This window comes from Gemmatimonadales bacterium, from assembly GCA_035502185.1.
Lineage (GTDB): Bacteria > Gemmatimonadota > Gemmatimonadetes > Gemmatimonadales > JACORV01 > Fen-1245.
Genome location: DATJUT010000006.1, coordinates 1 through 21,507, shown reverse-complemented (window position 1 = coordinate 21,507; position 21,507 = coordinate 1). Strand labels below are relative to the sequence as shown.

Genomic DNA, 21,507 nt, shown 5'->3' with positions numbered 1-21,507 from the left:
CCGATGCGCAGCCCGCTCGTCCGCCCGGCCCTGCTCGCCGCGCTCGCGATCGCGTCTGTCGCGGGCCGCGCCGCGGCGCAGTACGGCGCGTTCGGCCAGAACAAGATCCAGTACCGCCACTTCGACTGGCACGTGCTGCACGGCCCGCACGTGGACCTCTACTACTATCCCGAAGAGGAGGAGCTGGCGCGGGTGGCGCTGGCCTACGCCGAGCGGAGCTACCAGGTCCTCGCGTTCCGGTTCCGCCACGCCGTCACCACCCGCATCCCGCTCATCGTCTACGCCTCCCACCAGGACTTCGAGCAGACCAACGTGCTGCCGTTCGTGCCGCCGGAGGCGCTGCTGGGCGTGACGGAGTTCCTCAAGGACCGCGTGGCGGTGCCGTTCACGGGCAGCTACGCCGATTTCCGCCACAGCCTCCGCCACGAGCTGGTGCACGTCTTCCAGATCTCGAAACTCACGCTGACGTACACGCTGTACCCGCGGCAGCACACGCTGGCGATGCCGCTGTGGTGGACGGAAGGGCTCGCGGAGTACTGGTCGGTCGGCGAGGACAGCCGGGACTCGATGATCCTCCGCGACCTGACGGTCGGCTCCCGGCTGCCCACCATCGAGCAGCTCGAGGACGTGTCGGGCGGCATCGTGTATCCGCTCGGCGGCACGCTGGTGCGGTTCCTGGCCACGCGCTACGGCGACTGGCGCATCGTGCAGATGTACGACGACGCCTGGAAGTACCCGGACTTCGCCGAGCTGGTGCACGGCGTCTTCGGCCGGACCCTCGCGGAGCTGACGGCCGAGTGGCAGTACGAGATGCGCCGCGGGTTCTATCCCACGGTCGAGGCGCAGCGCCCGCTCGAGCTGGACGCGCGCCGCATCGCCACCCTCGCCATCAAGCCGGCGGTGTGGACCGAGCCGTACGACTCGGTGCCGCAGGTGCTGTACCTCTCGCCGCGCACCGGCTACACCGACATCTACGCGGTGCCGCTGGAGGGGGGGAGCGCGCGCACCGTGGTGCGCGGCGAGCGGACGGCCGAATTCGAGTCGTTTCACGCCTTCGCGTCGCGGCTCGACGTCTCGGCCAAGGGGGTGGTGGTCTTCGCCAGCAAGTTCGAGGATCGCGACGCCCTGTTCTTCTGGGACCTGAAGGCGCAGAAGGTCGTCGGGCGCTACCAGTTCCCGGAGCTGGTGTCGATCCTCTCGCCGAGCTGGTCGCCGGACGGCAGCGAGGTGGTCTTCTCGGGGCTCGCGCTCTCCGGGTACTCCGACCTCTACCTGCTCCACCTGGCGACCGGGGAGCTGGAGCGCCTCACGGCCGACCGCTACGAGGACCTCGATCCGTCGTTCGCCCCGGACGGGCGGCGCGTCGTGTTCGCCTCCGACCGGACGCCGTTCGGCGTGACGGGGGCCCACAACCTGTTCGTCATGGACCTGGCCTCCCGCTCCATCCGCTACCTCACCTACGGCGACTGGAAGGACGAAGGCCCCCGCTGGTCGGCCGCCACCGGCCGGATCAGCTTCACGTCCGACCGGCTGGGCCCGTCCGACGTCTACTCGGTGGACTCCACGGGCGCCGGGCGCCGCGAAACCGCGGTGCCGGGCGGCGTGTTCGACGCCGAGTGGGTGCCTTCGGCCGGGCGCTACGTGGTCTCGGGGTTCGAGCACCTGTCCTTCGGCATATACACCGTCCGGCCGCGGTCCGACTCGGCGGCCGGGGACAGCGTGACCCTGGCCGCCGGCCCGCCGCCCCCGCAGTGGACCTGGGCCGAGCTCGCCGACAGCGCCTCCGCGCAGGCCGAGGCCGCGCGCTACCGGGCGCGCTACACCCTGGACTTCGCCGCGGGCGGGGCCGTGTACTCGCCGAACTTCCTCTCGGCGCAGGGCGCCACGGTGCTGCTGTCCGACATGCTGAGCGACCACCAGGTGTTCGTCAGCGTGCTGGCCTACCAGGAGGGCAGCAGCCTCGGCAGCCTGGTGAACAACCTCAACGCCACCGCGCTGTACCTGGACCAGTCGCGGCGGCTGAACTGGGGCCTGGGCGCGTTCCGGACGCGGGGCCTGTTCTACACCAGCGACCTCAACGAGGTGTTCCAGGAGTCGGCGTACGGCGGCTACGTGGAGCTGCGCTATCCGCTGTCGCGGTTCTCGCGGATCGAGACCCAGTTCCAGCTGGCCTATTCCGATCGCACCGACTTCACGCTGGCGTCGGAGCCGTTCACGGCCGGGTTCCCTCACCGCCGCGGGATCGTGACGTCGAACTACCTCTCGCTGGTGCGGGACAACTCGCTGTGGCTCGACACCGGTCCGATCGACGGCGCCTTCACCCAGCTCACCACCGGGGTCGTCACCGACCTGCAGAACGCGCGGCTCGACAGCTGGCTGGTGTCGGCCGACCTGCGGCGCTACCTCCGCACCGGCCTGTACACCGCCTTCGCGGTGCGGGCGTTCGCGTTCTACGCCGGCGGCGAGCGGCCGGAGCGGGTCACCATCGGCGGATCCTGGGCGCTGCGCGGCTACCCCGAGTACTCCTACCTCGCCGGCGACCGGGCGCTGATGGGGAACCTGGAGTGGCGCTTCCCGCTCACCAACTACTTGTCCATCGGCTCTCCGATCGGCGAGATTCGTTTCCCGGGCGTGCAGGGGGCGCTGTTCACCGACCTCGGCCGCGCCTCCTCGGAGCTGGCCACCGAGCGCGGCTGGCTCGGTTCGTACGGCCTGGGACTGCGGATGAGTCTGTTCGGGCCGCTGATCCTGCGGCTCGACCTGGGGTGGCGGTACGGCATCGGCAACACGGACGCCTACGCGCTTCCCGGCAACTACCCGGTGAACGGCCGCGGGAGGGGCTTCGTGGCACTGTGGTTCGGGTACGACTACTGACGCGATGACCGCGGCGACGGCAACGGCGGCGGGCGGCTGCGGCCGGCGGGCGGTGAGCGCCCTGGCGGCCGTGGCGCTGGCCGCGTGCGCTCACCCCCCGGCGCCGCCGGCGCCGGAGGGCGCATACGTGCCGGTGAGCCCGCGCGAGTTCGCCGCCGCGGCCGCGCGGACGGCGCCCGGCGCGCCGGCCCTGCTCACGATCCGCTGGCGCTACGACGACGGCGACACGCCCGTGAGCGGCCGCGGGGCGGTGCGCCTCGAGCCGCCGGACACGCTGCGCCTCGACGTGGGCGTCCCGGTGGTGGGCCGCGCCACGCTGGTGCTGGCAGGCGACTCCGCCTGGTCGAAACCGGGGGCGCTGGTGCGCCAGGTGCTGCCGAGCCGGTCGCTGGTCTGGGCCATGTTCGGCGTGGTACGGCCGCCGGACTCCGTGGCCAGCGTGGAGCGGAGCGAGGCGGCGGACCACCGCGTCTACCGGGTCACGGACGCGGGCGGCGTGATCACGACGCTGGAGCTGAGGGGCGACACGCTGCTCGGCGCGAGCGCCGCGCGCGGCGAGCGGGCCATCGGCCGGCTGGCGCTGACGCGGGACTCGACGGGGGCCGTGGTGCGGGCCGAGACCGTGGACCTGGAGCACAGCATCCGGTTCGTGATGGACGTGGACCGGCGTGAGAGCGGAGGGGCCTTTCCCAGTGAGATCTGGCGTCGTCCGTAGCGCCGGCGCGCTGGCCCTGCTGGTCGGGGCCGGCGGCTGCCTCTACAGCTTCCACGGCGGCGGCCTGCCCGGGGACGTGCGCACGGTCGCGGTGCTGCCGTTCGACAACCGGACCGGCGAGCCCGCGCTCACGCAGGAGGTCTTCGCCGCGCTCCAGGATGCGGTGTCGGGCCGCCTGGGCCTGCGGCAGGTCAACGAGGCCCAGGCCGACGCGATCGTGCGTGGCGAGATCACGTCCTACGTGCCCGACAGCCCGCTCGCCTACCAGGCCGGGCAGGGCACGGTGGACGTCACCCGGCGCCGGGTGGTCATCACGATGAACGTGGAGATCTACGATCAGAAGCAGGGCAAGCCGCTGTGGAAGCAGAGCGGTCTGACGGTGGACGGGGAGTACGGCGGGTCCGCCGAAACCGACGGTCGCAAGACGGCCCTCGCCAAGCTGGTCACCCAGGTCGTGGAAGGAGCACAGTCCCAATGGTAGCTGCGCCGCGCCGGGAGGCGGGCAAGATGCGGCTCGGGTGCCTCGCGGGGGTCGTGGTGCTGGTCGCCGTCGTGTACGCGGCCATCGCCATCATCCCCGTGTACTGGCGTGCCTACCAGATGCAGGACGAGGTGAAGACCCAGGCGTCGTTCGCCCCGGCGTTGACCGACAAGGTCATCCTCGAGCGGCTGGTGGCGATGGCCGACACGCTCCGGATCCCGCTCGGCCCCACGGCGTGGTACATCCACCGGACCTCCGAGCCGAGGGAGATCACCATCCGGGGCGTCTACGACGACTCGGTGGTGTTCCAGCTGATCAGCTGGCGGAAGATCGTCCGGTTCCACTTCACGCCGAGCGCGAAGGCGGCGTTGTAGTGCCGGGCGGGGCGTCCCGGCCCGATCCCTCCGCCAAGCTGCTGGGCTTCGAGGCCGCGCTCGCGTGGCGGCGGGCCGCGCGTGGCGCGGTGGTGTTCACCAACGGCGTGTTCGACGTGCTGCACCGCGGGCACGTGGCGCTGCTGGTGGCCGCACGCGCGGAGGGGGAGGCGCTGGTCGTGGGCCTCAACAGTGACGCGTCGGTTCGCCGGATCAAGGGGCCCGAGCGGCCGCTGAATCGCGAGCGCGACCGGGCGTACGTGCTGGGCGCGCTGGCCTGCGTGGACGCGGTGGTGCTGTTCGACGAGGACACGCCCGCGCACCTGATCGCGGCGCTCCAGCCCGACGTGCTGGTCAAGGGCGCCGACTACGCGCCCGAGGCGATCGTGGGCGCCGACGTGGTCACGGCGCGCGGCGGGCGGGTGGTGCGCATTCCCCTCGAGACCGGATTCTCGACCACCGGACTGATCGCGAAGGTGAAGGGTGTCGCGGGCTGACCGCCGGTCGGCGGCCGAGCTGCGGCCGCTGGCGCTGGAGCGCGGGGCCAACCCCTACGCCGAGGGCTCGTGTCTGGTGCGGATGGGCGGGACGCTGGTCCTGTGCACGGCGTCGGTGGAGGCGGGCGTGCCGGGATGGCGCAAGGGAAGCGGGCTGGGCTGGGTGACGGCCGAGTACGCGATGCTGCCGCGCGCCACCACCGAGCGCACGCCGCGGGAGCGGCAGGGCGCCGGCGGCCGCACCCACGAGATCCAGCGCCTCATCGGCCGCAGCGCCCGGGCGGCGCTCCGCGGCTTCGACTTCGGCGAATACACCATCCGGCTCGACTGCGACGTCCTGCAGGCCGACGGCGGCACCCGCACGGCCGCGGTCTCCGGTGCGGCCGTCGCGCTGGCCGACGCGTGCGGCCGGCTCGCGGCCACGGCGGGCGTGAAGAGCCCGTTCGAGCGCCTGGTGGCGGCGGTGAGCGTCGGCATCGTGGAGGGCGAGCCGCGGCTCGACCTGTGCTACGCCGAGGACCGCGTCGCCGGCGTGGACGCCAACGTCGTCGTGGCGGAGCCCGACCGGCTGGTGGAAGTGCAGGGCACCGGCGAGCACGGCACCTTCTCCCGCGCCGAGCTGGACCGGCTGCTCGACCTGGCGCTGGCGGGCACGGCGCGGATCTTCGCGGCGCAGCGCGCCGCGCTGGGCTGGTGAGCCGGCTGCTGCTGGCGACCCGCAGCGCCGACAAGGCGCGCGAGATCCGCGAGATCCTCCAGGCGGCCGGCGCCACCGTCGAGCTGCAGTCGCTCGACGAGGCGCACGTGCACCGGGCTTCCGAGGAGGAGCGGCTCGAGCGCTTCGACTCCTTCCAGGCCAACGCCCGGGCCAAAGCGGAGTACTTCGCCAAGCTGACCGGCCTGCCGGTGGCCGCCGACGACTCGGGGCTCGAGGTGCTGTCCCTCGGCGGGGCGCCGGGCGTGCGGTCGAAGCGGTTCTCGCCCGAGGCGGGCCGGCTCACGGGCAAGGCGCTGGACGAGGCGAACAACGCGGAGCTGCTGCGCCGCCTGCAGGGTGCGGCCGGGGCGCGGCGGCGCGCCTGCTACGTCTGCGTCGCGCTGCTGCTGCGGCGTCCGGGGGCGCCGCCCGAGGCGTTCACCGGCCGCTGCTGGGGCCGGGTGCTGGAGGAGCCGCGGGGCACGGGCGGATTCGGCTACGACCCGCTGTTCTTCCACGAAGGCCTGGGCAAGACCTTCGGCGAAGCCACGGCCGAAGAGAAGCACGGCGTGAGCCACCGGGGCGACGCGTTCCGCCAGCTGGCCGCCGCGCTGGTCGCCCGCCCGCTATAGTCGGCATCCTGCTATCTTTGTAACGCGACTGCGTTCTCGCGACGGGCGATTCGTAACCACTCGCAACTTGGCGTCTCGCAACTCGCATCTGTCGTCTCGGGGTGTGGCGCAGCCCGGTAGCGCGCGTGGTTTGGGACCACGAGGTCGCGGGTTCGAATCCCGCCGCCCCGACTGAGGAAGCCGAAGCCCCGAGTGGAGTGACCCGCTCGGGGCTTCGGCTTGCCACTCAGCCTCCTGTCCTGCAGATCGGTTCAGAGGTCGCGTCGTGCGCCGTCCCTTGACCCGGGCCGCGGCCCCGGCGACCATTCTCGCGTTCCCGACAGCGAGAATTTCCCGTGGTGCCGCGCGCGCTGACCACCGTCGCCGCCCTCGCCCTGGCCGCCCGTCCGCTCGTGGCGCAGATGGACATGCACGAGCACGGCCGCCGGCCTCCGGCGCACCTCGGCCGGGTGTCCTTCCCGTCCTCGTGCAGCGCCGCGGCCGCGGCGTCGATCGAGCGCGGGGTGGCGCTGCTCCACTCGTTCTGGTACGAGGAGGCCGGGCAGGCGTTCCGCGACGCCGGCCGGGCGGATTCGACCTGCGCCATGGCGGCGTGGGGCGAAGCCACCAGCCTGCTGCATCCGCTGTGGCAGCCCTCGTCGCCCAAGGACCTCCGCGACGGGGCCGCGCTGGTGGCGCGCGCCCGCGGCCTCGGCGCCGCGACGGCGCGCGAGCGCGGCTACGTCGAGGCGATCGGCGCGTTCTACGACGGCGACTCCGCCTCGAGCTTCGGGCAGCGCGTCCGCGCCTGGAGCGAAGGCCTCGCGCGCCTGCACGCGGTGGAGCCGGCCGACACCGAGGCGGCGATCTTCTACGCGCTGAGCCTCGTCGCGGTGGCGCAGAACTCCCCGCCCGATACCACGCTGGCGCTGCAGCGCGCGGCGGGCGACATCCTGGAGCCGCTGTTCCAGCGCCAGCCCGATCATCCCGGCCTCGCGCACTACCTCATCCACGCCTACGACTCCCCGGCCCTCGCCGGCCGGGCGGTGCGCGCCGCCGACCGGTACGCGAGCATCGCGCCGTCGGTGCCGCACGCGCTGCACATGCCGTCGCACATCTACACGCGGCTGGGGATGTGGGACGCGTCGCTCAGGTCCAACGGCGCGGCGGCGGCGGCGGCGCGCCGCTACGAGGCCGAGCAGCACCTCGGAGCGGTGTGGGACCAGCGGCTCCACTCGATGGACTACATGGCATACGCGTACCTGCAGGAGGGCCGCGACGCCGAGGCGCGGCGCCTGGTCGCGGAGGCGGGGCGGATGGAGCTGGTGACGCCCGCGCACTCGACGGCGGCGGAGTATGCGCTGACGGCGATCCCGGCGCGCTACGCGCTCGAGCGCGGTCGCTGGCGGGAGGCGGCGGTCCTGGCGCTGCGCCCCGGCCTCACCGATCCGGGCGCGGTCGCCGTGACGTTCTTCGCGCGGGCGGTCGGCGGCGCGCGCGCCGGTGACACGGCCGTGGCCCGCGGTGCGCTCGTCGCCCTCGCGGCGTTGGACGACTCCACGACGGCGCGACACGTGCCCGTCTGGGCGGGCACCGTGCACGCCCAGCGGCTCGCCGCCGCCGCCTGGCTGGCGCTCGCCCAGGGCGACACGACCTCGGCCCTGTCGCTGGCGGCCCAGGCGGCCGACCTCGAGGAAACGACCCCGAAGCACCCCGTGACCCCGGGCGCGATCCTGCCCGCCCGCGAGCTGCAGGGCGACCTGCTCGTCGTCGTCGGGCGCCCCGCCGCCGGGCTCAAGGCCTACGAGGCGTCGCTGGCGCACGCACCGCGGCGCGCGCGCAGCCTGCTGGGCGCCGAGCGCGCGGCGCGGCGCTCGGGGGACCTCGCCGCGGCCGCCCGCTGGCGGCGCGAGTACCGCGCGCTGCTCGCGCACGCGACCGGCGGGCGCGACCGTCTCCCCGCGGCGGGCTCGTGAGCGGGCCGGGCCGGGCCCCGGCGCCCGACCTCCGCGCGCTGGTGCGGACCATTCCGGACTATCCCAAGCCCGGCATCCTGTTCCGGGACATCACCACGCTGCTGGGTGATGCCGCCGGCTTCCGGGAGGTGGTGGTCGCGCTGGCCGGCCGCTTCTCCGGCGCCGGCGCGACCAAGGTCGCCGGCATCGAGGCCCGCGGCTTCATCCTGGGCGGGGCCCTGGCACACCAGCTCGGCGTCGGCTTCGTGCCGGTGCGCAAGCAGGGCAAGCTCCCCTACCGGGTGATCGGCCACGATTACGACCTCGAGTACGGCACCGACCGGATCGAGATCCACGTCGACGCCGTCGAGACCGGCGAGCGCGTCCTCCTGGTGGACGACCTGATCGCGACCGGCGGAACGGCCGTGGCCGCGAGCCGCCTCCTGCGGCAGGCAAAAGCCGAGGTCGTCGGCGCCGCGTTCATCATCGAGCTGCCCGAGCTGGGCGGCCGCAAGCGGCTGGAGGCGATGGGGCTGCCGGTGCACGCCCTCATCTCGTTCGACGGACACTAGGCGGCGGCCGCGGCGGGCGGCGCCGGCGGGGAGGCAGGCATGAGCGGAGTGCGGTTGCTCGTGGGCACGCGCAAGGGCGCGTTCGTCCTCACGGCGGACGGCCAGCGCCGCAGCTGGGAGGTGAGCGGCCCTCATTTCGGCGGCTGGGAGATCTACCACCTCAAGGGATCGCCCGCCGATCCCGACCGGCTGTACGCCTCGCAGACCAGCGGCTGGTTCGGGCAGCAGGTTCAGCGCTCGAACGACGGCGGCCGGACGTGGACGCCGGTGGGCAACACGTTCGCCTACGACGGCGTCCCCGGCACCCACCAGTGGTACGACGGCACGCCCCATCCCTGGGAGTTCAAGCGGGTGTGGCACTTCGAGCCGTCGCTCGCCGATCCCGACACGGTGTACGCCGGCGTGGAGGACGCGGCCCTGTTCCGCACGACCGACGGCGGCGCGTCCTGGCACGAGCTGTCGGGCCTGCGGGGTCACGGCACGGGGCCGCACTGGGCCCCGGGCGCCGGGGGCATGTGCCTGCACACGATACTCCAGGACCCGGTCAAGCCGGGCCGGATGTACGTCGCCATCTCCGCCGCGGGGGCCTTCCGCTCCGACGACGGCGGCACCACGTGGAAGCCGATCAACCGCGGGCTGCGGTCGCAGCACATCCCCGATCCGGAGGCCGAGGTGGGCCACTGCGTCCACCGCATCGCGCTGCACCGCTCCCGGCCCGGCACCCTGTTCATGCAGAAGCACTGGGACGTGATGCGCAGCGACGACGGCGGCGACTCGTGGCGCGAGGTGAGCGGGAACCTGCCCACCGACTTCGGCTTCCCGATCGAGGTGCACGCGCACGAGCCGGAGACGGTCTACGTGGTGCCGATCAAGAGCGACTCGGAGCACTACCCGCCGGACGGCCGGCTGCGCGTGTACCGCAGCCGCAGCGGCGGCAACGAGTGGGAGGCGCTCACCAAGGGGCTGCCGCAGCGCGACTGCTACGTCAACGTGCTGCGCGACGCGTCGTCGGTGGACTCGCTCGATCCGTGCGGGATCTACTTCGGCACGACGGGGGGCCAGGTGTACGCCTCGGCCGACGCCGGCGACAGCTGGACGCCGATCGTCCGCGACCTGCCGGCCGTGCTCTCGGTCGAGGTCCAGACGCTGCCGTGATCCTGGTCGCGCTCCCGACGCACCTGCGCACGCTGGCGCGGGTCGACGACGACGTCGCGCTCGAGGTCTCCGGTCCGGTCACCCAGGCGGCCGTGCTCGACGCCCTCGAGGCGTCCTACCCGATGCTCCGCGGCACCATCCGCGACCAGGTCACGCGGAGGCGGCGGCCGTTCATCCGGTTCTTCGCCTGCCGCCGTGACCTGTCGCACGAGCCGCCCGACGCCCCGCTGCCCGAGGCGGTGGCGTGCGGCGCCGAGCCGTTCATGGTCGTGGGGGCGATCGCGGGCGGGTAGCGCCGGCGTCGGGGCAGGGGAGGAAGACAGCGGGCGGCCGATGTCGGCCGCCCGCTGTGTGCATGGAGGCGCGGAGCGCCGCGCTCGCGCGGCCTAGTGGCCGAGCGGAATGGCCGCGCCCACGCTGACGTTGAAGCCCGCGTTCTTGATGTTGGAGTTCTTGATCGGCTCGCTCAAGCCGAGCGCGTACCGCGCAGCCAGGCTCAGCGTCACCCGGCCCGTCGCCGCTTCGATGCCGGCCCCACCCGTGACGCCGAAGTCGATGGAGTTGGTCGAACCGCTGGCACAGCTCGCCTCGCCCGACGCGCCGCCGAAGGACTCGCTGAACTTGCAGCTCGAGAGGTACGCGACGGTGGGCCCCGCCATGATGTAGGGACGAACGTGCCGCTGCGCCGACGCGAGGTGGACGCCGAGCAGGACCGGCAGCTCGATGTAGTTCAGCTTCACCTTGTCGGTGGTGTCCGCAAACGACTCCTGGGCGCCCTTCATCGAATACAGGAGCTGCGGCTGCAGGAACACCGTCGGGTTGAAGCTGAAGGTCGCCTGCGCCCCGACCACGAGGCCGGTGAGCGTCTTCACGCCGCTCGCGTCGCTGCCGGTGAAGGTGGCGAAGTTGGCGCCCGCGATGAGCCCGAACGTGGGAGCGGTGGCGCTGCTCTTCACCTTCTGCGCCAGACCGGCGTGGACGACGAGACTGGATGACAGCAGGACACCAGCCGCTACCGATAGCACTCGCATTGTCAAACCTCCGGAGGTGACGAGGAAGCCACGGATCCTGGCCTGACGCTCACCCACGCCCGGCCGCCTGAGCCGGGCCGATGCGCCGCTGGAACTGCGCGGACCGCGCCTCGTGAACATGGCGAGCCTACGTCCGCGGCGTTAGGGTGGCGTCACTGCCAATGCCGACAAGGTGAGTCGGTGGCCCCGGTGCGCGCAAGCGGGCGGCCGCCGTCGGCCGCCCGCCGTGCGCCCGGTCAGGGACTGCTACTGGTTGCCGCGCGCCAGCTCGTCGGCCAGCGTCCCGGCGTCGTACACGTGCCGCAGCGCCTCGACGATGCCGCGCGAGTCGACCCACACCGACCTTCCGGTCGCCTCGAGGAAGATGAAATCGAGCGGCAGCTGCTCGATGTTGCCGTCGAAGATGAGCCCGACGATCTCCCCGTCCCGGTTGATCAGCGGCGAGCCGGAATTCCCGCCCGTGATGTCGTTGGTCGAGACCCCGTTGAGAGGCGTCGCGAGATTCACCTGGGTCCTCGCCGCCAGCCAGCGCGGCGCCAGGTTCCACGGCGCCTGCTGCGCGAACCCGAACGAGCGGTCGTACAGGCCGTAGAAGGTCGTATACGGCTGCCCGAAGGTCCCGTTGTACGGATAGCGCGCCACCTCGCCGTCGGAGATGCGCAGGCTGAAGGTCGCGTCGGGCGCGACCGTGTTGCCGAACACGGCGAGCAGCGCCCGGGCCACCAGCGCCCCGTTCTCCTCCTCCTGGCTCTGGAGCGTGTTCATCCGCTTGAGGATGGGCCGCCCCAGCGGGTCGATGACCCGCGCCAGCTTGATGAACGGGTCGTCCGAGGCGGCCACGGCGGCGCTGCCGCCCTCGAGCAGCGCGTGGCGCTGCTCGGCCGTCCCGATCGTGGTGGCCGCGACCATCGCGCGCACGGCGTCAGCCGGCGAGCGGCCGCCCAGGGCGGCGCGGCGCACGGGGTCGGTGGCGGGCAGCTCGCGCGCCATCGCGGTGAAGTACGCGGTCAGGAGCGCGATCTCCTGCGTGGTGTCGATCGGGGCGGGACTGGCGAGCATCCGCTCCAGGTTGGGGCGGTTCGCGTCCTGGTAGGCCGGCAGCCGCGCGCTGTCGGGCTTGGCGGTCTCGACGGGCAGGCGCACCAGAGCGCCGGCCATGTTGAGCAGCCGCGAGCGATAGCCGGCGAACCCGTAGTAGCGGCTGCGCACGTCCAGCGTCCGCTCCTCGGCCTTGATGCGCGCGAGGTCGTCCCACGCGGCCCCGTATTGGCGCTTCAGATCCGGGTTGGCGTCGACCCTGGCGCGGAAGTCGCGCTCCCAGGCGCGCTTCTGCTCCAGGAGCCGGTTGTCCAGCAGGCCGGCCTGGTAGCCGATGTACGCCTTCTGCGAGTTCTGCAGGTAGAAGATGGTGTTCTCGACGGCACGGGCCCGCTCGGGGCTCAGCCGGGCCAGCTGCTGGAAGACCGCGACCTGCGCATTGAGCTGCGCGAGGATCGCCGGATACTGGATGTCCCGCAGGTACTCGAGCTGGGCGATCGTCATCAGGCGGCTGGTGTTGCCGGGGTTGCCGACCACGAACACCAGGTCGCCTTCCTTCGAGCCGTCGCGGCTCCAGCGGTAGTAGTGCTCGATCTTCGCCGGCTGGCCGTTCTCGTACACGCGGATGAACGACACGTCCATGTCGTGACGGGGATAGGTGAAGTTGTCCGGATCGCCGCCGAAGGAGGCCGCGTCGGTCTCCGGCACGAACACCAGACGCGCCTCGGTCCAGCGGTGGAACCGGTACAGCTTGTACTGGCCGCCGTGGTACATGTCGATCACTTCGCAGTGGCTGTTGGGCGTGCCCTGCTCGCAGCGGCTCTGGATGGCGTCCGTCGCCGAGTCGCGTGCGGCCGAGGCCCGCTCGGCCGTGGCGCCGGCCGGCGCGGCGCCGTTCACCGCGGCCGTGACGTCGGTGATCTCGACCAGCTGGTCCACCGTGAAGTTGGGGCAGGCTCGCTCCTCGGCGCGGGTCGGCGCGTAGAAGCCGTTGGCCAGGAAGTCCTCGCCGGGGCGGGTCACCGCGTCGGCGCAACCGCGCGCGCAGTGGTGGTTCGACATGATCAGCCCGTCGGGGGAGACGAACGATGCGGTGCAGCCCGGAATCCGGACCGCCGAGAGGCGGGCGTGGTCGAGCCAGGCCTGCGTCGGGTGGAAGTTGTAGCGCCGGGCCCAGTAGTCGAGCGGCGGAGCGTCGAAGGTCCACATCTTCCCGGTCTGGAGCCCGGGGTACTCCGTCGTGGTCGCGGGCTGCTGCGCCCGGCCGGTGGCGGCGAAGCAGATGCCGAGCGCCAGCACGGGCAACGTGATGCGGGAACCGAGTCGCATGCAATGCCTCCGGTGTGTGCCAAGCCAATCGAGCCTGCCAACCGCTGGAATCAACCCTGTTGGACACCGGGAAGCGAGTCGGCGTCGGGGACCGGGTGCCGCCTCGCTGCTTCCGGGGACGCCAACCCCCCTTCCGAACGGGTGGCCCGTCCGGTGGCTGGGCATCCCGCCGTGGCGAGTGGGACCTCGTTGATGGCCTCGCGCTTCCGCTGCTAGATTGGCGCAGCGCCTTCGATGCGCGCCAGTAGCTCAGCTGGATAGAGCGGCAGCCTTCTAAGCTGCGGGTCGCAGGTTCGAGCCCTGCCTGGCGCATCCGGAAACACGAAGTCCCACCGCAGGACCACCGTGGGGCTTTCCGTTGGCTACTCGGCCGGCGGTTCGGGCCGCGACCGAGGCTGCGGACTCCTCGGTGGGCTCGGTCGCGCCGTCGCCTGGTGAGGCGCTACGCCTCGTATGACGAGCCAGGCCGCCGATGCGACCACGCACAGCAAGCCGAATACGTCGCCGATCCTGGTGTAGATCGTCGGCTCGGGTGGGCCCATGGGCACGTCGGCCACCAGGCTCGTACCGGGGAACAAGGCGCTCCGGCGCCGGCCGAGCACGCGCCCGTAGCGGTCGCTGACGTTGAGGTAGCTCTCGCGGCCGGCCCGCAGCACCGCATAGCCGTTCTCCACGCCTCGGAGTGCCGCGATGCTCGAGGCCATCCAGGCGTCGCGATGGAAGTCCCAGGCCGGCACCAGCAGGGCCGTGGCGCCGAGGTTCCCGTAGCGCCGGCCGAGCTGGGGGAACAACAGATCCCGGCAGATGACTAGGCCGACCCGCACCGAGTCCTGCCCGGTCAAGGCGATGGACTCGACCACGTCCTCGTGGCCGGGGGTCAGGTCGCCCTCGAGGCGAGGCACCAGCTGCTGCTTCCGGTACTCGGCCATGACCGCGCCGGCGGGATCGATCAGCCACGCCACATTGTCCTTGCGGCCGCGAGCATGGGAGGGATCGCGATCGATCTGTGCCCCCACGACGAGGTAGACTCCCGAGCGCCGTGCCGCCTCGGCCATCCGGCGTTGGCGCTGCTGCGCATCGTCCGGCGTCAGGGCCTGGATCTTTTCGGGCAGCACGACGATCCGGGCACCCTCGCTCGAGAGTTTGGCGATGCCTTCCTCGTAGCCGTACCACACCTCCTCGACCCGCGCGGGCGACGCGCGCCGGCCAACGAAATCGTCGATGGACACGAGGCCCACGCGCACCCGTGCCGCGGCCTCGGGCGCCAGGGCAAGACGGCCCACCCCGAAGGCGATCGTCCCGATGACGAGCAGGGCGGGCAGGCCGTAGGCCGCCCGCGGGTGATCGACCGAGCCGCCGAGGTGGATCGCCGTGGCCGTCGTCGACGCGAACAGCATGACCACGAAGACCACGGCCGGAGCGCCCAGGAGGGAGGCGATCTGAATGACCGGCGTCGCCGCCGCCTGCGAATTGGCCAGATCGCCCCAGGCCCCATGTGGCGAGACGGACACGACGAGCGTCGAAAGCGCGGCCACCAGGGTGGGGAAGCGGAACGCGACGAACCAGCGCCGCGACAGCAGCAGCGCGCGCCGCGCCTGAAGGAGGAGGAAGCCCCACATCAACACCTGCAGCACCGTGACCACGACGGTGACCAGGGGGCCGGTGACCTCGAGGTAGTAGCTGAAGTTCGAGAGGACGCCGATCGCCGGGACGAGCCAGGCGAGCCATCGCGCTTCCTTGGCAGGTGCCGCCAGGCAGGCCAGGAGCACCGGCACCGGCGCCAACCAGGCCGCCGGCCACCATGGATTGAGATCGAAGGTGAGGTAGAACAACACTCCCGAGACGATCGCCAGCGCGATCCGCGCACTTCGGTGATGCAGGAAGGTCTTGATGGCCGAGAGGACGCTCTGGCTGACGCCCGTTCCGGTCACATCGCCCCCTCGCGGGCGGTCAGTCCGGTTCGTGCCGGACGGCGGCTCGGAATCGGCGCCCCGCACCTAGTGCCGCGGGTTCGCGTCCAGGTAGGCGGTGATGAACTGGTCCACCTCGTTGCGCACGGCGTCCCGCACCCGGTCGGCCGTCTGGCTGCTCGGCGCCAGCCCGATCCGGCCCAGGGCCCGCCAGGTCTCCACCGAGATGGCGAGCGACGTGTCGCGGCTGAGGCTCACGAGCTGCTGGAGACCGACGTGAACGAACGAGGCGGTGGTCCCCGTCCCGGTGGTGGTGGTGACGTGGACGTAGAGGCAGGGCAGCACGCCGCACTGCGGCACCTGGGACACCACGTGCACGGCGGCGCGACGCAGCTGCACCTCGACGTCCGAGCGAATCGCCCGCTCCGAGAGTCCGAGCGCCTCCTGGGCCGGGTTCATCTCCTCGACGACGATTTCGATCCCGTCCACGCCGGCGAGCGACGCGATGTTGCGGGCACCCTGAGCGTGCCCCGCAGCGGAGATCCCACAGGTCAGCGCCACGACCAGGGACGCGGCCAGGCGGCGCATCGGTCCTCCTTCGTTGGCCCGGCACCGGGTGCCGGAGTGCGCACGGGGGCGGCCACACGCCCCGGCGAACAATGGCGGCTCGCCGGGCGGCACGCCAGCCGCGCGCCCGCCGGCCGCCGTGGGCCGACAGGGCGTCGCGGGAGGGGCGCCCGTCGAAGCACGCATCTTGACTCCCCATTGGGCTTTCCGCACTCTTGCAGGGGTTCGACCACTCCCGTCCACGACGGTCGGAAGGAACCGGCGAATGCGCTCCATGTGCCGTCCGCTCCTGGCGTTCGTGACGACGCTGTGCCTCAGCCCGATCGGCGCAGCGGCGGCGCTGCCGGCCCAACGGAACCCCACGGCCCATTGCAGCGATGGAACATACTACTACGGTCCGCGCAGCAGGCGGCTCGCCTGCGCGCACCACCGCGGCGTCGCCGAGTGGCTCGCGCCGACGCCCGGAACGTCGCGCCGATCCGGCTCCACGGCGCGGAGCGGGTCGGTGCGCGCCCCGAAGGGCGCCACGGCGCGGTGCCGCGACGGCACCTATTCGTTCGCCCGAGAGCGCAAGCGTGCGTGCCTCGCCCATCGAGGCATCGCGCGCTGGCTCCGTCCCCGTTGAGCGCGGCCTGAGGCCGGCGACCCCATGTTCAACCACGAGATCTTCGCCGTCTCCTTCGGACGCTCGCTCGAGCTGACGCGGACCGGCGCGCCGGTCGCGGAGCGGAAGGCGGCGTTGAGCGCCGTGTTCGCGCTCACGTCCATCGCATCCGCCATGGTGCGCGTGTACCAGGACATGCTCACCGTGGACGACGTGGGCATCCCCGACTCGCTGCCGTTCGTGCCGGGCGTGATCGAGCGGATCCGTGACCACGGGGTCGCGGAGATCGCGATCGCCAAGGGCGCGACGCCCGTGGAGCTGCTCGCCCTGATCCGCGGCCTCGCCTCGGACCCCGCGGCCGGCGGCGCGCAGCGCATCAAGATGCGGCTGCGCGACGCGCATTCGACCGCGATCATGGTCATTCCGCTGCAGACGGAGGAGACGGACGAGACCCGCCGCGGCCAGAGCGTCACGCAGGCGTTCGAGGCCGAGGCCATCGAGCAGGCCGCCGCGAGGCTGCCGCCGCCGACCGCGGGCGCGGCGCCGCCCCCGGCGGCGCCGAAGGGGCCGGCGTACGACCTGCCGGCCGTCGCCCACGCCATCGACGCCGGCTTCAAGCGGGGCTCGGGCGAGCGGCGGCCCACGCCCGAAGCCGTGCCGGGCCCGGGCACGCCGGGCGTCACCGCCCCGGCGTCGCAGGGTCCCGCCCAGGACGAGCAGGTGCCGGGCTTTCGGACCGCCGGGGAGCGGTCCCTGGCCCCACCTGGGTCGTTCGACCCGTCGGGTGCGCTGCCCGACCTCGGCCTGCCCGTGGGCCCGCCGAAGAAGCCCCTGGCCATGGCGCTGGCCGAGGTCGCCCGCGAGCCCTATGCCGCGAACATCCTCGACCGGCTGACCGACCTGTTCCTCAGCATCCAGGACGCGCTGGAGCAGAACGAGGTCGATGCCGCCGTGCACGCGCTGGCGGCGATGATCGCCTGGGAGCCCGAGGCGCCCGTGGGGAGCGCCCAGAACAGCTACCGGATCGTGCTGCAGCGCATCCTGACCCGCGAGCACCTGGCGCAGGTCGCGCCGTTCGTCAGCGACCCGCGGCTCGGGCCCGAGGCGATCAAGGTGATGCAGCGCGGCGGCGCCGAGGCGGCCGTGGTGCTCCTGGGCCGCCTAGCGGCGGCGGACGAGCTGAAGGAGCGCCGGGCCGTGGTCACGGCGCTGCGGGGGATCCCGGAGGGCCTCGAGCAGGTCGTCCACATGCTCGAGAGCTCGCAGTGGTTCGTCGTCCGCAACATCGCCGAGGCGATGGGCATCCAGCGGGTCGAGGAGGCGGTGCCCAACCTGGTCAGGTGCCTCACGCACGGTGACCCGCGGGTGCGCCGCGCGGCGGCCATCGCGCTCGCCAAGATCGGAACCCCGTCCACGGTGGAGCCGCTGCGCCACGTCCTCAAGGAAGGCGACAAGGAGCTGCGGGCCCTCATCGCCGCGAGCATCGGCGGGCATTCGTCCCGCGCGCTCGCGATGCCGCTGGTGGCATTCGCCGACCAGGAGGAGGAGCTCGACGTGCTGCGCGAGTACTATCGCGCGCTGGGGCGCATCGGCACGGCGGAGGCCGTGCAGGCCCTGGTCAAGGCGGCCGAGCCGGGCGGGCGGCTGCTGAGCCGGCGCCCGTCGGCCAACCGGGTCGCGGCCGTCGAGGGGCTGCGGCTGGCGGGCGGGACGGCCGCAGCCGCCGCGCTCAACAACCTCGCCCGCGACGGCGACAAGGCCGTCCGCGAGGCCGTGCTGCACGCCCTCGAGGAGCTCAAGGCCCGCGCGGCCTCGGTCGGCTCCTGAGGCCGGCGGCGCCGGCCGCGGCGTCCGCCCGATTCGCCACCCCGTGGCTCATCCGGCCCGGCTGATTCCGCTGGCGGCGTCCCTCGCCGCCGTCGCGGGATGCAGCCCCCGCGCGCCGGTGCGCGCGCCGCACGCGGCGCCCGCCGGGGCTCCGATTCCCGCTCCGCCGCGGTCCGGATACCGCCTGGTGTGGAGGGAGGAGTTCGACGGCGCCGCGCTCGACAGCTCGCGCTGGACGGTCTACGCGGGCCCCCGGCGAGACGCTCGCAACACGGCGGACGCGCTGTCGCTGGCGGACGGCCTGCTGACCATCACCACCTACACCGAGGACGGCACCCCCTGGACCGGCTTCCTCGACACGGCCGGGAAGGGGCAGTGGACCTACGGCTGGTTCGAGGCACGGGTGCGCTTCGAGTCGTCGCCCGGAGAGTGGGGCGCGTTCTGGATGACCGCGCCCGGGATGGGCGTGCCGGTCGGCGACCCGGCGTCCGGCGGCGCCGAGATCGACGTCGTCGAGCACCGCGCCACCGACACCGCGGGCGCGGACATCTCGAACGGCTACGTGGCCAACGTGCACTGGGACGGCTACGGGCCCGACCACAAGCACGCGGGGGGCGCGGGCGCTCCGCCCGCCGGAGCCGCCCCGCTCCAGGGCGGGTGGCACACCTACGCGCTGGAGTGGACGCCGGCGCACTACGCGTTCTTCCTCGACGGCGTGCGGCAGTGGGAGACCTGGTCGGGCGTGTCGCACCGGCCGGAGTTCATCAGGCTGACCTGCGAGGTGCAGGACGGCTCGTGGGCCGGCCGCATCCCGGCCGGCGGCTACGGCGCGCGGGGGGCGAGCGGGACGCGGATGGCGGTGGACTACGTGCGGGTGTGGCAGCGCTGAGGCGCTAGAACAGCCCCACCACGCGTCCCGTCTTGAGGTCCAGGTCCACGTCGTAGTAGACCGGCCGCGTCGGCAGGCCCGGCATCGTCTGCATCGTCCCGCACAGCGGATAGAGGAAGCCCGCGCCCACCGACGCCCGGATGTCGCGGATCGGCAGGCGCCAGCCGGTGGGCCGACCCTTGAGCGCGGGGTCGTGCGAGAGGCTGAGGTGCGTCTTGGCCATGCAGATCGGCAGCCGGTCGAAGCCGAGCCGGGTGTACAGCTCCACCTTGGCCTCGGCCTCGGGCAGGTAGTCCACGCCGTCGGCGCCGTAGATCCGGGTGGCGATGGTTTCGATCTTCTTCTTGATCGGCCAGTCGAGCGGGTAGAGGTACTCGAAGTGGCTGGTGCGCCTCGCCGCGCCGGTCACGGCCTCGGCCAGCTCGAGGGCGCCCTTGCCGCCGTCCATCCAGTGGGTGCACTTGAACGCGCCCTCGGAGCCCGCCTCGCGGGCGATCCGCTGCACCAGGGCGACCTCGGCCGCCGTGTCGTACTGGAAGGAGTTCACCGCCACGCACACCGGGATGCCGAACAGCTTGGCGTTCTCGATGTGCTTGGCGAGGTTCGCCGCGCCCTTCTCCAGCAGCGCCAGGTTCTCCTCCGTGTAGGCCGGATCGAGCGGCCGGCCGGCCACGACCTTGGGGCCGCCCCCGTGCATCTTGAGCGCGCGGACCGTGGCGACGATGACGATCACGTTCGGCACCAGGCCGGAGTAGCGGCACTTGATGTCAAGGAACTTCTCCATCCCGATGTCGGCGCCGAAGCCGGACTCCGTGACGGTGTAGTCGGCGAGCTTCAGGGCGATCTGGTCCGCGACGATCGAGGAGTTGCCGTGCGCGATGTTGGCGAACGGTCCGGCGTGCACGAACGCCGGGGTGCCCTCGAGGGTCTGGAGGAGGTTGGGCTGGATGGCGTCCTTCATCAGGACGGCCATGGCGCCGGCCACGCCGAGATCCTCGCAGGTCACCGGCTCGCCGGCGCGGCTGGTGCCGATCACCACGCGGCCGAAGCGCTCGCGCATGTCCTCGAGGCCGGTGGTGAGCGCGAGGATCGCCATCACCTCGCTCGCCACGGAGATGTCGAAGCCGGTGACGCGCTCGTTGCCCTTCTCGGCGTCGCCGAGGCCGATCTGGAGGCGGCGCAGGAACCGGTCGTTGACGTCGAGCACCCGCTGCCAGGTGATGCTGGCGGGGTCGATGTCGAGCCGGAACAGCCGTCCCATCTCCTCGGGCGTGAGGTCCTCGTAGCGCCGGGCCGTGATGCCCAGCCGCCGGGCGCGGTCGGCGATGCCGCGGGCGAAGCTCCCGTCGGGGCACAGCGCGCGGCCGAGCTTGGCGTTGTCCGGGTTGGCGCGCTCGTGGAGGATGCGGGCGTCGATGCCCGCGGCGACGAGGTTGTTGGCGGCGGTGACCGCGTGAATGTCGCCCGTGAGGTGGAGGTTGAAGTCCTCCATGGGCACGACCTGCGAGTAGCCGCCGCCGGCGGCGCCGCCCTTGATGCCGAACGTGGGCCCCTGGGACGGCTGGCGGATGCAGGCGAACACGCGCTGGCCGAGGTGGGCGCCGATGGCCTGGCTCAAGCCGATGGTGGTGGTGGTCTTGCCCTCGCCGAGCGGCGTGGGCGTGATGGCCGTGACGTCGATGTACTTGCCGTTCTTGCGGCGGCTCAGCCGGTCGCGCACCTCGAGGTGGACCTTGGCCTTGAACCGGCCGAACAGCTCGAGCTCGCTCGCCTCGAGTCCTGCGTCCTCGGCGATCGCCTCGATGGGCCGGAGCTTGGCGGCCTGGGCGATCGCGATGTCGGAGGGCACGGGTCTGGTGATCTTGACGGGCATCGGCCTGGGTCTCCGGCGAGCGGGTCGACGACGGGAACGCGCGATGGGCGACGGAGCGGCCACCAATCTAGCTGTACGGGCGAGGTGTTGCAGCGTTGGCGCGCGGGCGGGCGGCCGCAGCCGGCCCGTGCGGGCCGGACGCTTGGCGGGGTACCGGCAGTTGACTTGAGTCCATCGCTGGTCTAGCTTTACATGCTCGCCGCGAACTTTTCTTGGCGGCGGGCCGCTGTTTGAAAACTGAAGTCGGAGAGTGCGGAACTCGGGTGGCCCCGATAGCACCGGCGGGTACTCAGAAGCGCGCCGGGAGGGGACACCAAATTCTGAGTTTCTGTGATTCGGACGACCAAGTCGTTCGGTCAATTGAGCTATTCAAACGTTGGAGAGTTTGATCCTGGCTCAGGACGAACGCTGGCGGCGTGCCTAACACATGCAAGTCGAACGGGCTTGGGGGGCAACTCTCAAGTCAGTGGCGGACGGGTGCGTAACACGTGAGCAACATGTCCGACGG

At 72.4% G+C, this 21,507-nt stretch carries 18 protein-coding genes, 2 tRNA genes and 1 rRNA gene; 16 read left to right on the top strand and 5 right to left on the bottom strand.

Annotation, left to right across the window (positions count from 1 at the left end):
• The first annotated feature begins 3 nt into the window (after window positions 1–3).
• From VMF70_00485 to VMF70_00430, 12 genes are all read left to right on the top strand, one after another.
• Complete coding sequence (locus VMF70_00485) at window positions 4–2,874, top strand: hypothetical protein (GenBank protein HTT66477.1); 2,871 nt, start codon at window positions 4–6, stop codon at window positions 2,872–2,874.
• Between the two features lie 4 nt (window positions 2,875–2,878).
• Window positions 2,879–3,589, top strand: coding sequence for a hypothetical protein (locus VMF70_00480; GenBank protein HTT66476.1), 711 nt, complete (start codon window positions 2,879–2,881; stop codon window positions 3,587–3,589).
• Complete coding sequence (locus VMF70_00475; protein ID HTT66475.1) at window positions 3,567–4,070, top strand: LptE family protein; 504 nt, start codon at window positions 3,567–3,569, stop codon at window positions 4,068–4,070. Before VMF70_00480 ends, VMF70_00475 begins: the two co-directional genes overlap by 23 nt.
• Entirely contained in the window at window positions 4,064–4,444 is a 381-nt protein-coding gene (locus tag VMF70_00470) for a hypothetical protein (GenBank protein HTT66474.1), read from the top strand. The genes VMF70_00475 and VMF70_00470 overlap by 7 nt, the downstream gene beginning before the upstream one ends.
• Window positions 4,444–4,941 (top strand): D-glycero-beta-D-manno-heptose 1-phosphate adenylyltransferase, encoded by a 498-nt coding sequence (gene rfaE2, locus VMF70_00465; GenBank protein ID HTT66473.1) that lies wholly within the window; start codon window positions 4,444–4,446, stop codon window positions 4,939–4,941. Before VMF70_00470 ends, rfaE2 begins: the two co-directional genes overlap by 1 nt.
• The gene (rph, locus tag VMF70_00460; GenBank protein HTT66472.1) at window positions 4,928–5,638 is read left to right on the top strand and encodes a ribonuclease PH; all 711 of its coding nucleotides are present in this window, start codon (window positions 4,928–4,930) and stop codon (window positions 5,636–5,638) included. Before rfaE2 ends, rph begins: the two co-directional genes overlap by 14 nt.
• Window positions 5,635–6,270, top strand: coding sequence for a non-canonical purine NTP pyrophosphatase (locus tag VMF70_00455; GenBank protein HTT66471.1), 636 nt, complete (start codon window positions 5,635–5,637; stop codon window positions 6,268–6,270). Before rph ends, VMF70_00455 begins: the two co-directional genes overlap by 4 nt.
• 97 nt (window positions 6,271–6,367) lie before the next feature.
• Window positions 6,368–6,441, top strand: a tRNA-Pro gene (locus VMF70_00450).
• Between the two features lie 167 nt (window positions 6,442–6,608).
• A complete protein-coding gene (locus VMF70_00445; protein ID HTT66470.1) occupies window positions 6,609–8,225 on the top strand; it encodes a hypothetical protein in 1,617 nt (538 codons plus the stop codon).
• Window positions 8,222–8,776, top strand: a complete 555-nt coding sequence (locus VMF70_00440; protein HTT66469.1) for an adenine phosphoribosyltransferase — start codon at window positions 8,222–8,224, stop codon at window positions 8,774–8,776. The genes VMF70_00445 and VMF70_00440 overlap by 4 nt, the downstream gene beginning before the upstream one ends.
• Before the next feature lie 39 nt (window positions 8,777–8,815).
• Entirely contained in the window at window positions 8,816–9,931 is a 1,116-nt protein-coding gene (locus VMF70_00435; protein ID HTT66468.1) for an exo-alpha-sialidase, read from the top strand.
• Window positions 9,928–10,224, top strand: coding sequence for a hypothetical protein (locus VMF70_00430; protein HTT66467.1), 297 nt, complete (start codon window positions 9,928–9,930; stop codon window positions 10,222–10,224). The genes VMF70_00435 and VMF70_00430 overlap by 4 nt, the downstream gene beginning before the upstream one ends.
• Before the next feature lie 93 nt (window positions 10,225–10,317).
• On the opposite strand, the gene VMF70_00425 is transcribed toward VMF70_00430, so the two are convergent.
• Both VMF70_00425 and VMF70_00420 read right to left on the bottom strand, forming a co-directional pair.
• The gene (locus VMF70_00425; GenBank protein HTT66466.1) at window positions 10,318–10,962 is read right to left on the bottom strand and encodes a porin family protein; all 645 of its coding nucleotides are present in this window, start codon (window positions 10,960–10,962) and stop codon (window positions 10,318–10,320) included.
• A gap of 246 nt (window positions 10,963–11,208) precedes the next feature.
• Window positions 11,209–13,329, bottom strand: coding sequence for a S46 family peptidase (locus tag VMF70_00420; protein ID HTT66465.1), 2,121 nt, complete (start codon window positions 13,327–13,329; stop codon window positions 11,209–11,211).
• A 238-nt stretch (window positions 13,330–13,567) separates the two neighbouring features.
• Here VMF70_00420 and VMF70_00415 point away from each other — a divergent pair.
• Window positions 13,568–13,641: transfer RNA gene (locus VMF70_00415), tRNA-Arg, on the top strand.
• A 50-nt stretch (window positions 13,642–13,691) separates the two neighbouring features.
• Here VMF70_00415 and VMF70_00410 read toward each other — a convergent pair.
• Both VMF70_00410 and VMF70_00405 read right to left on the bottom strand, forming a co-directional pair.
• Window positions 13,692–15,260, bottom strand: a complete 1,569-nt coding sequence (locus VMF70_00410; GenBank protein HTT66464.1) for a nitrilase-related carbon-nitrogen hydrolase — start codon at window positions 15,258–15,260, stop codon at window positions 13,692–13,694.
• A gap of 66 nt (window positions 15,261–15,326) precedes the next feature.
• Complete coding sequence (locus VMF70_00405; GenBank protein ID HTT66463.1) at window positions 15,327–15,827, bottom strand: hypothetical protein; 501 nt, start codon at window positions 15,825–15,827, stop codon at window positions 15,327–15,329.
• A 628-nt stretch (window positions 15,828–16,455) separates the two neighbouring features.
• Here VMF70_00405 and VMF70_00400 point away from each other — a divergent pair.
• The gene (locus tag VMF70_00400) at window positions 16,456–18,237 is read left to right on the top strand and encodes a HEAT repeat domain-containing protein (protein HTT66462.1); all 1,782 of its coding nucleotides are present in this window, start codon (window positions 16,456–16,458) and stop codon (window positions 18,235–18,237) included.
• Between the two features lie 43 nt (window positions 18,238–18,280).
• Window positions 18,281–19,126, top strand: coding sequence for a glycoside hydrolase family 16 protein (locus tag VMF70_00395; protein ID HTT66461.1), 846 nt, complete (start codon window positions 18,281–18,283; stop codon window positions 19,124–19,126).
• A gap of 4 nt (window positions 19,127–19,130) precedes the next feature.
• Here the strand turns inward: VMF70_00395 and VMF70_00390 are convergent, their stop codons facing one another.
• Complete coding sequence (locus tag VMF70_00390; GenBank protein ID HTT66460.1) at window positions 19,131–20,999, bottom strand: formate--tetrahydrofolate ligase; 1,869 nt, start codon at window positions 20,997–20,999, stop codon at window positions 19,131–19,133.
• 373 nt (window positions 21,000–21,372) lie between these two features.
• Between VMF70_00390 and VMF70_00385 the strand changes: the two genes are divergently transcribed.
• Window positions 21,373–21,507, top strand: a 16S ribosomal RNA gene (locus tag VMF70_00385); the annotation flags it as partial.

What these genes read in the sequence shown, in the direction of transcription:
- VMF70_00420 (HTT66465.1), bottom strand. Translation starts at nt 13,329, where the DNA reads ATGCGACTCGGTTCCCGCATCACGTTGCCCGTGCTGGCGCTCGGCATC.
- VMF70_00405 (HTT66463.1), bottom strand. Translation starts at nt 15,827, where the DNA reads ATGCGCCGCCTGGCCGCGTCCCTGGTCGTGGCGCTGACCTGTGGGATC.
- VMF70_00485 (HTT66477.1), top strand. Translation starts at nt 4, where the DNA reads ATGCGCAGCCCGCTCGTCCGCCCGGCCCTGCTCGCCGCGCTCGCGATC.
- VMF70_00390 (HTT66460.1), bottom strand. Translation starts at nt 20,999, where the DNA reads ATGCCCGTCAAGATCACCAGACCCGTGCCCTCCGACATCGCGATCGCC.
- VMF70_00470 (HTT66474.1), top strand. Translation starts at nt 4,064, where the DNA reads ATGGTAGCTGCGCCGCGCCGGGAGGCGGGCAAGATGCGGCTCGGGTGC.
- VMF70_00425 (HTT66466.1), bottom strand. Translation starts at nt 10,962, where the DNA reads ATGCGAGTGCTATCGGTAGCGGCTGGTGTCCTGCTGTCATCCAGTCTC.
- VMF70_00400 (HTT66462.1), top strand. Translation starts at nt 16,456, where the DNA reads ATGTTCAACCACGAGATCTTCGCCGTCTCCTTCGGACGCTCGCTCGAG.
- VMF70_00480 (HTT66476.1), top strand. Translation starts at nt 2,879, where the DNA reads ATGACCGCGGCGACGGCAACGGCGGCGGGCGGCTGCGGCCGGCGGGCG.
- VMF70_00435 (HTT66468.1), top strand. Translation starts at nt 8,816, where the DNA reads ATGAGCGGAGTGCGGTTGCTCGTGGGCACGCGCAAGGGCGCGTTCGTC.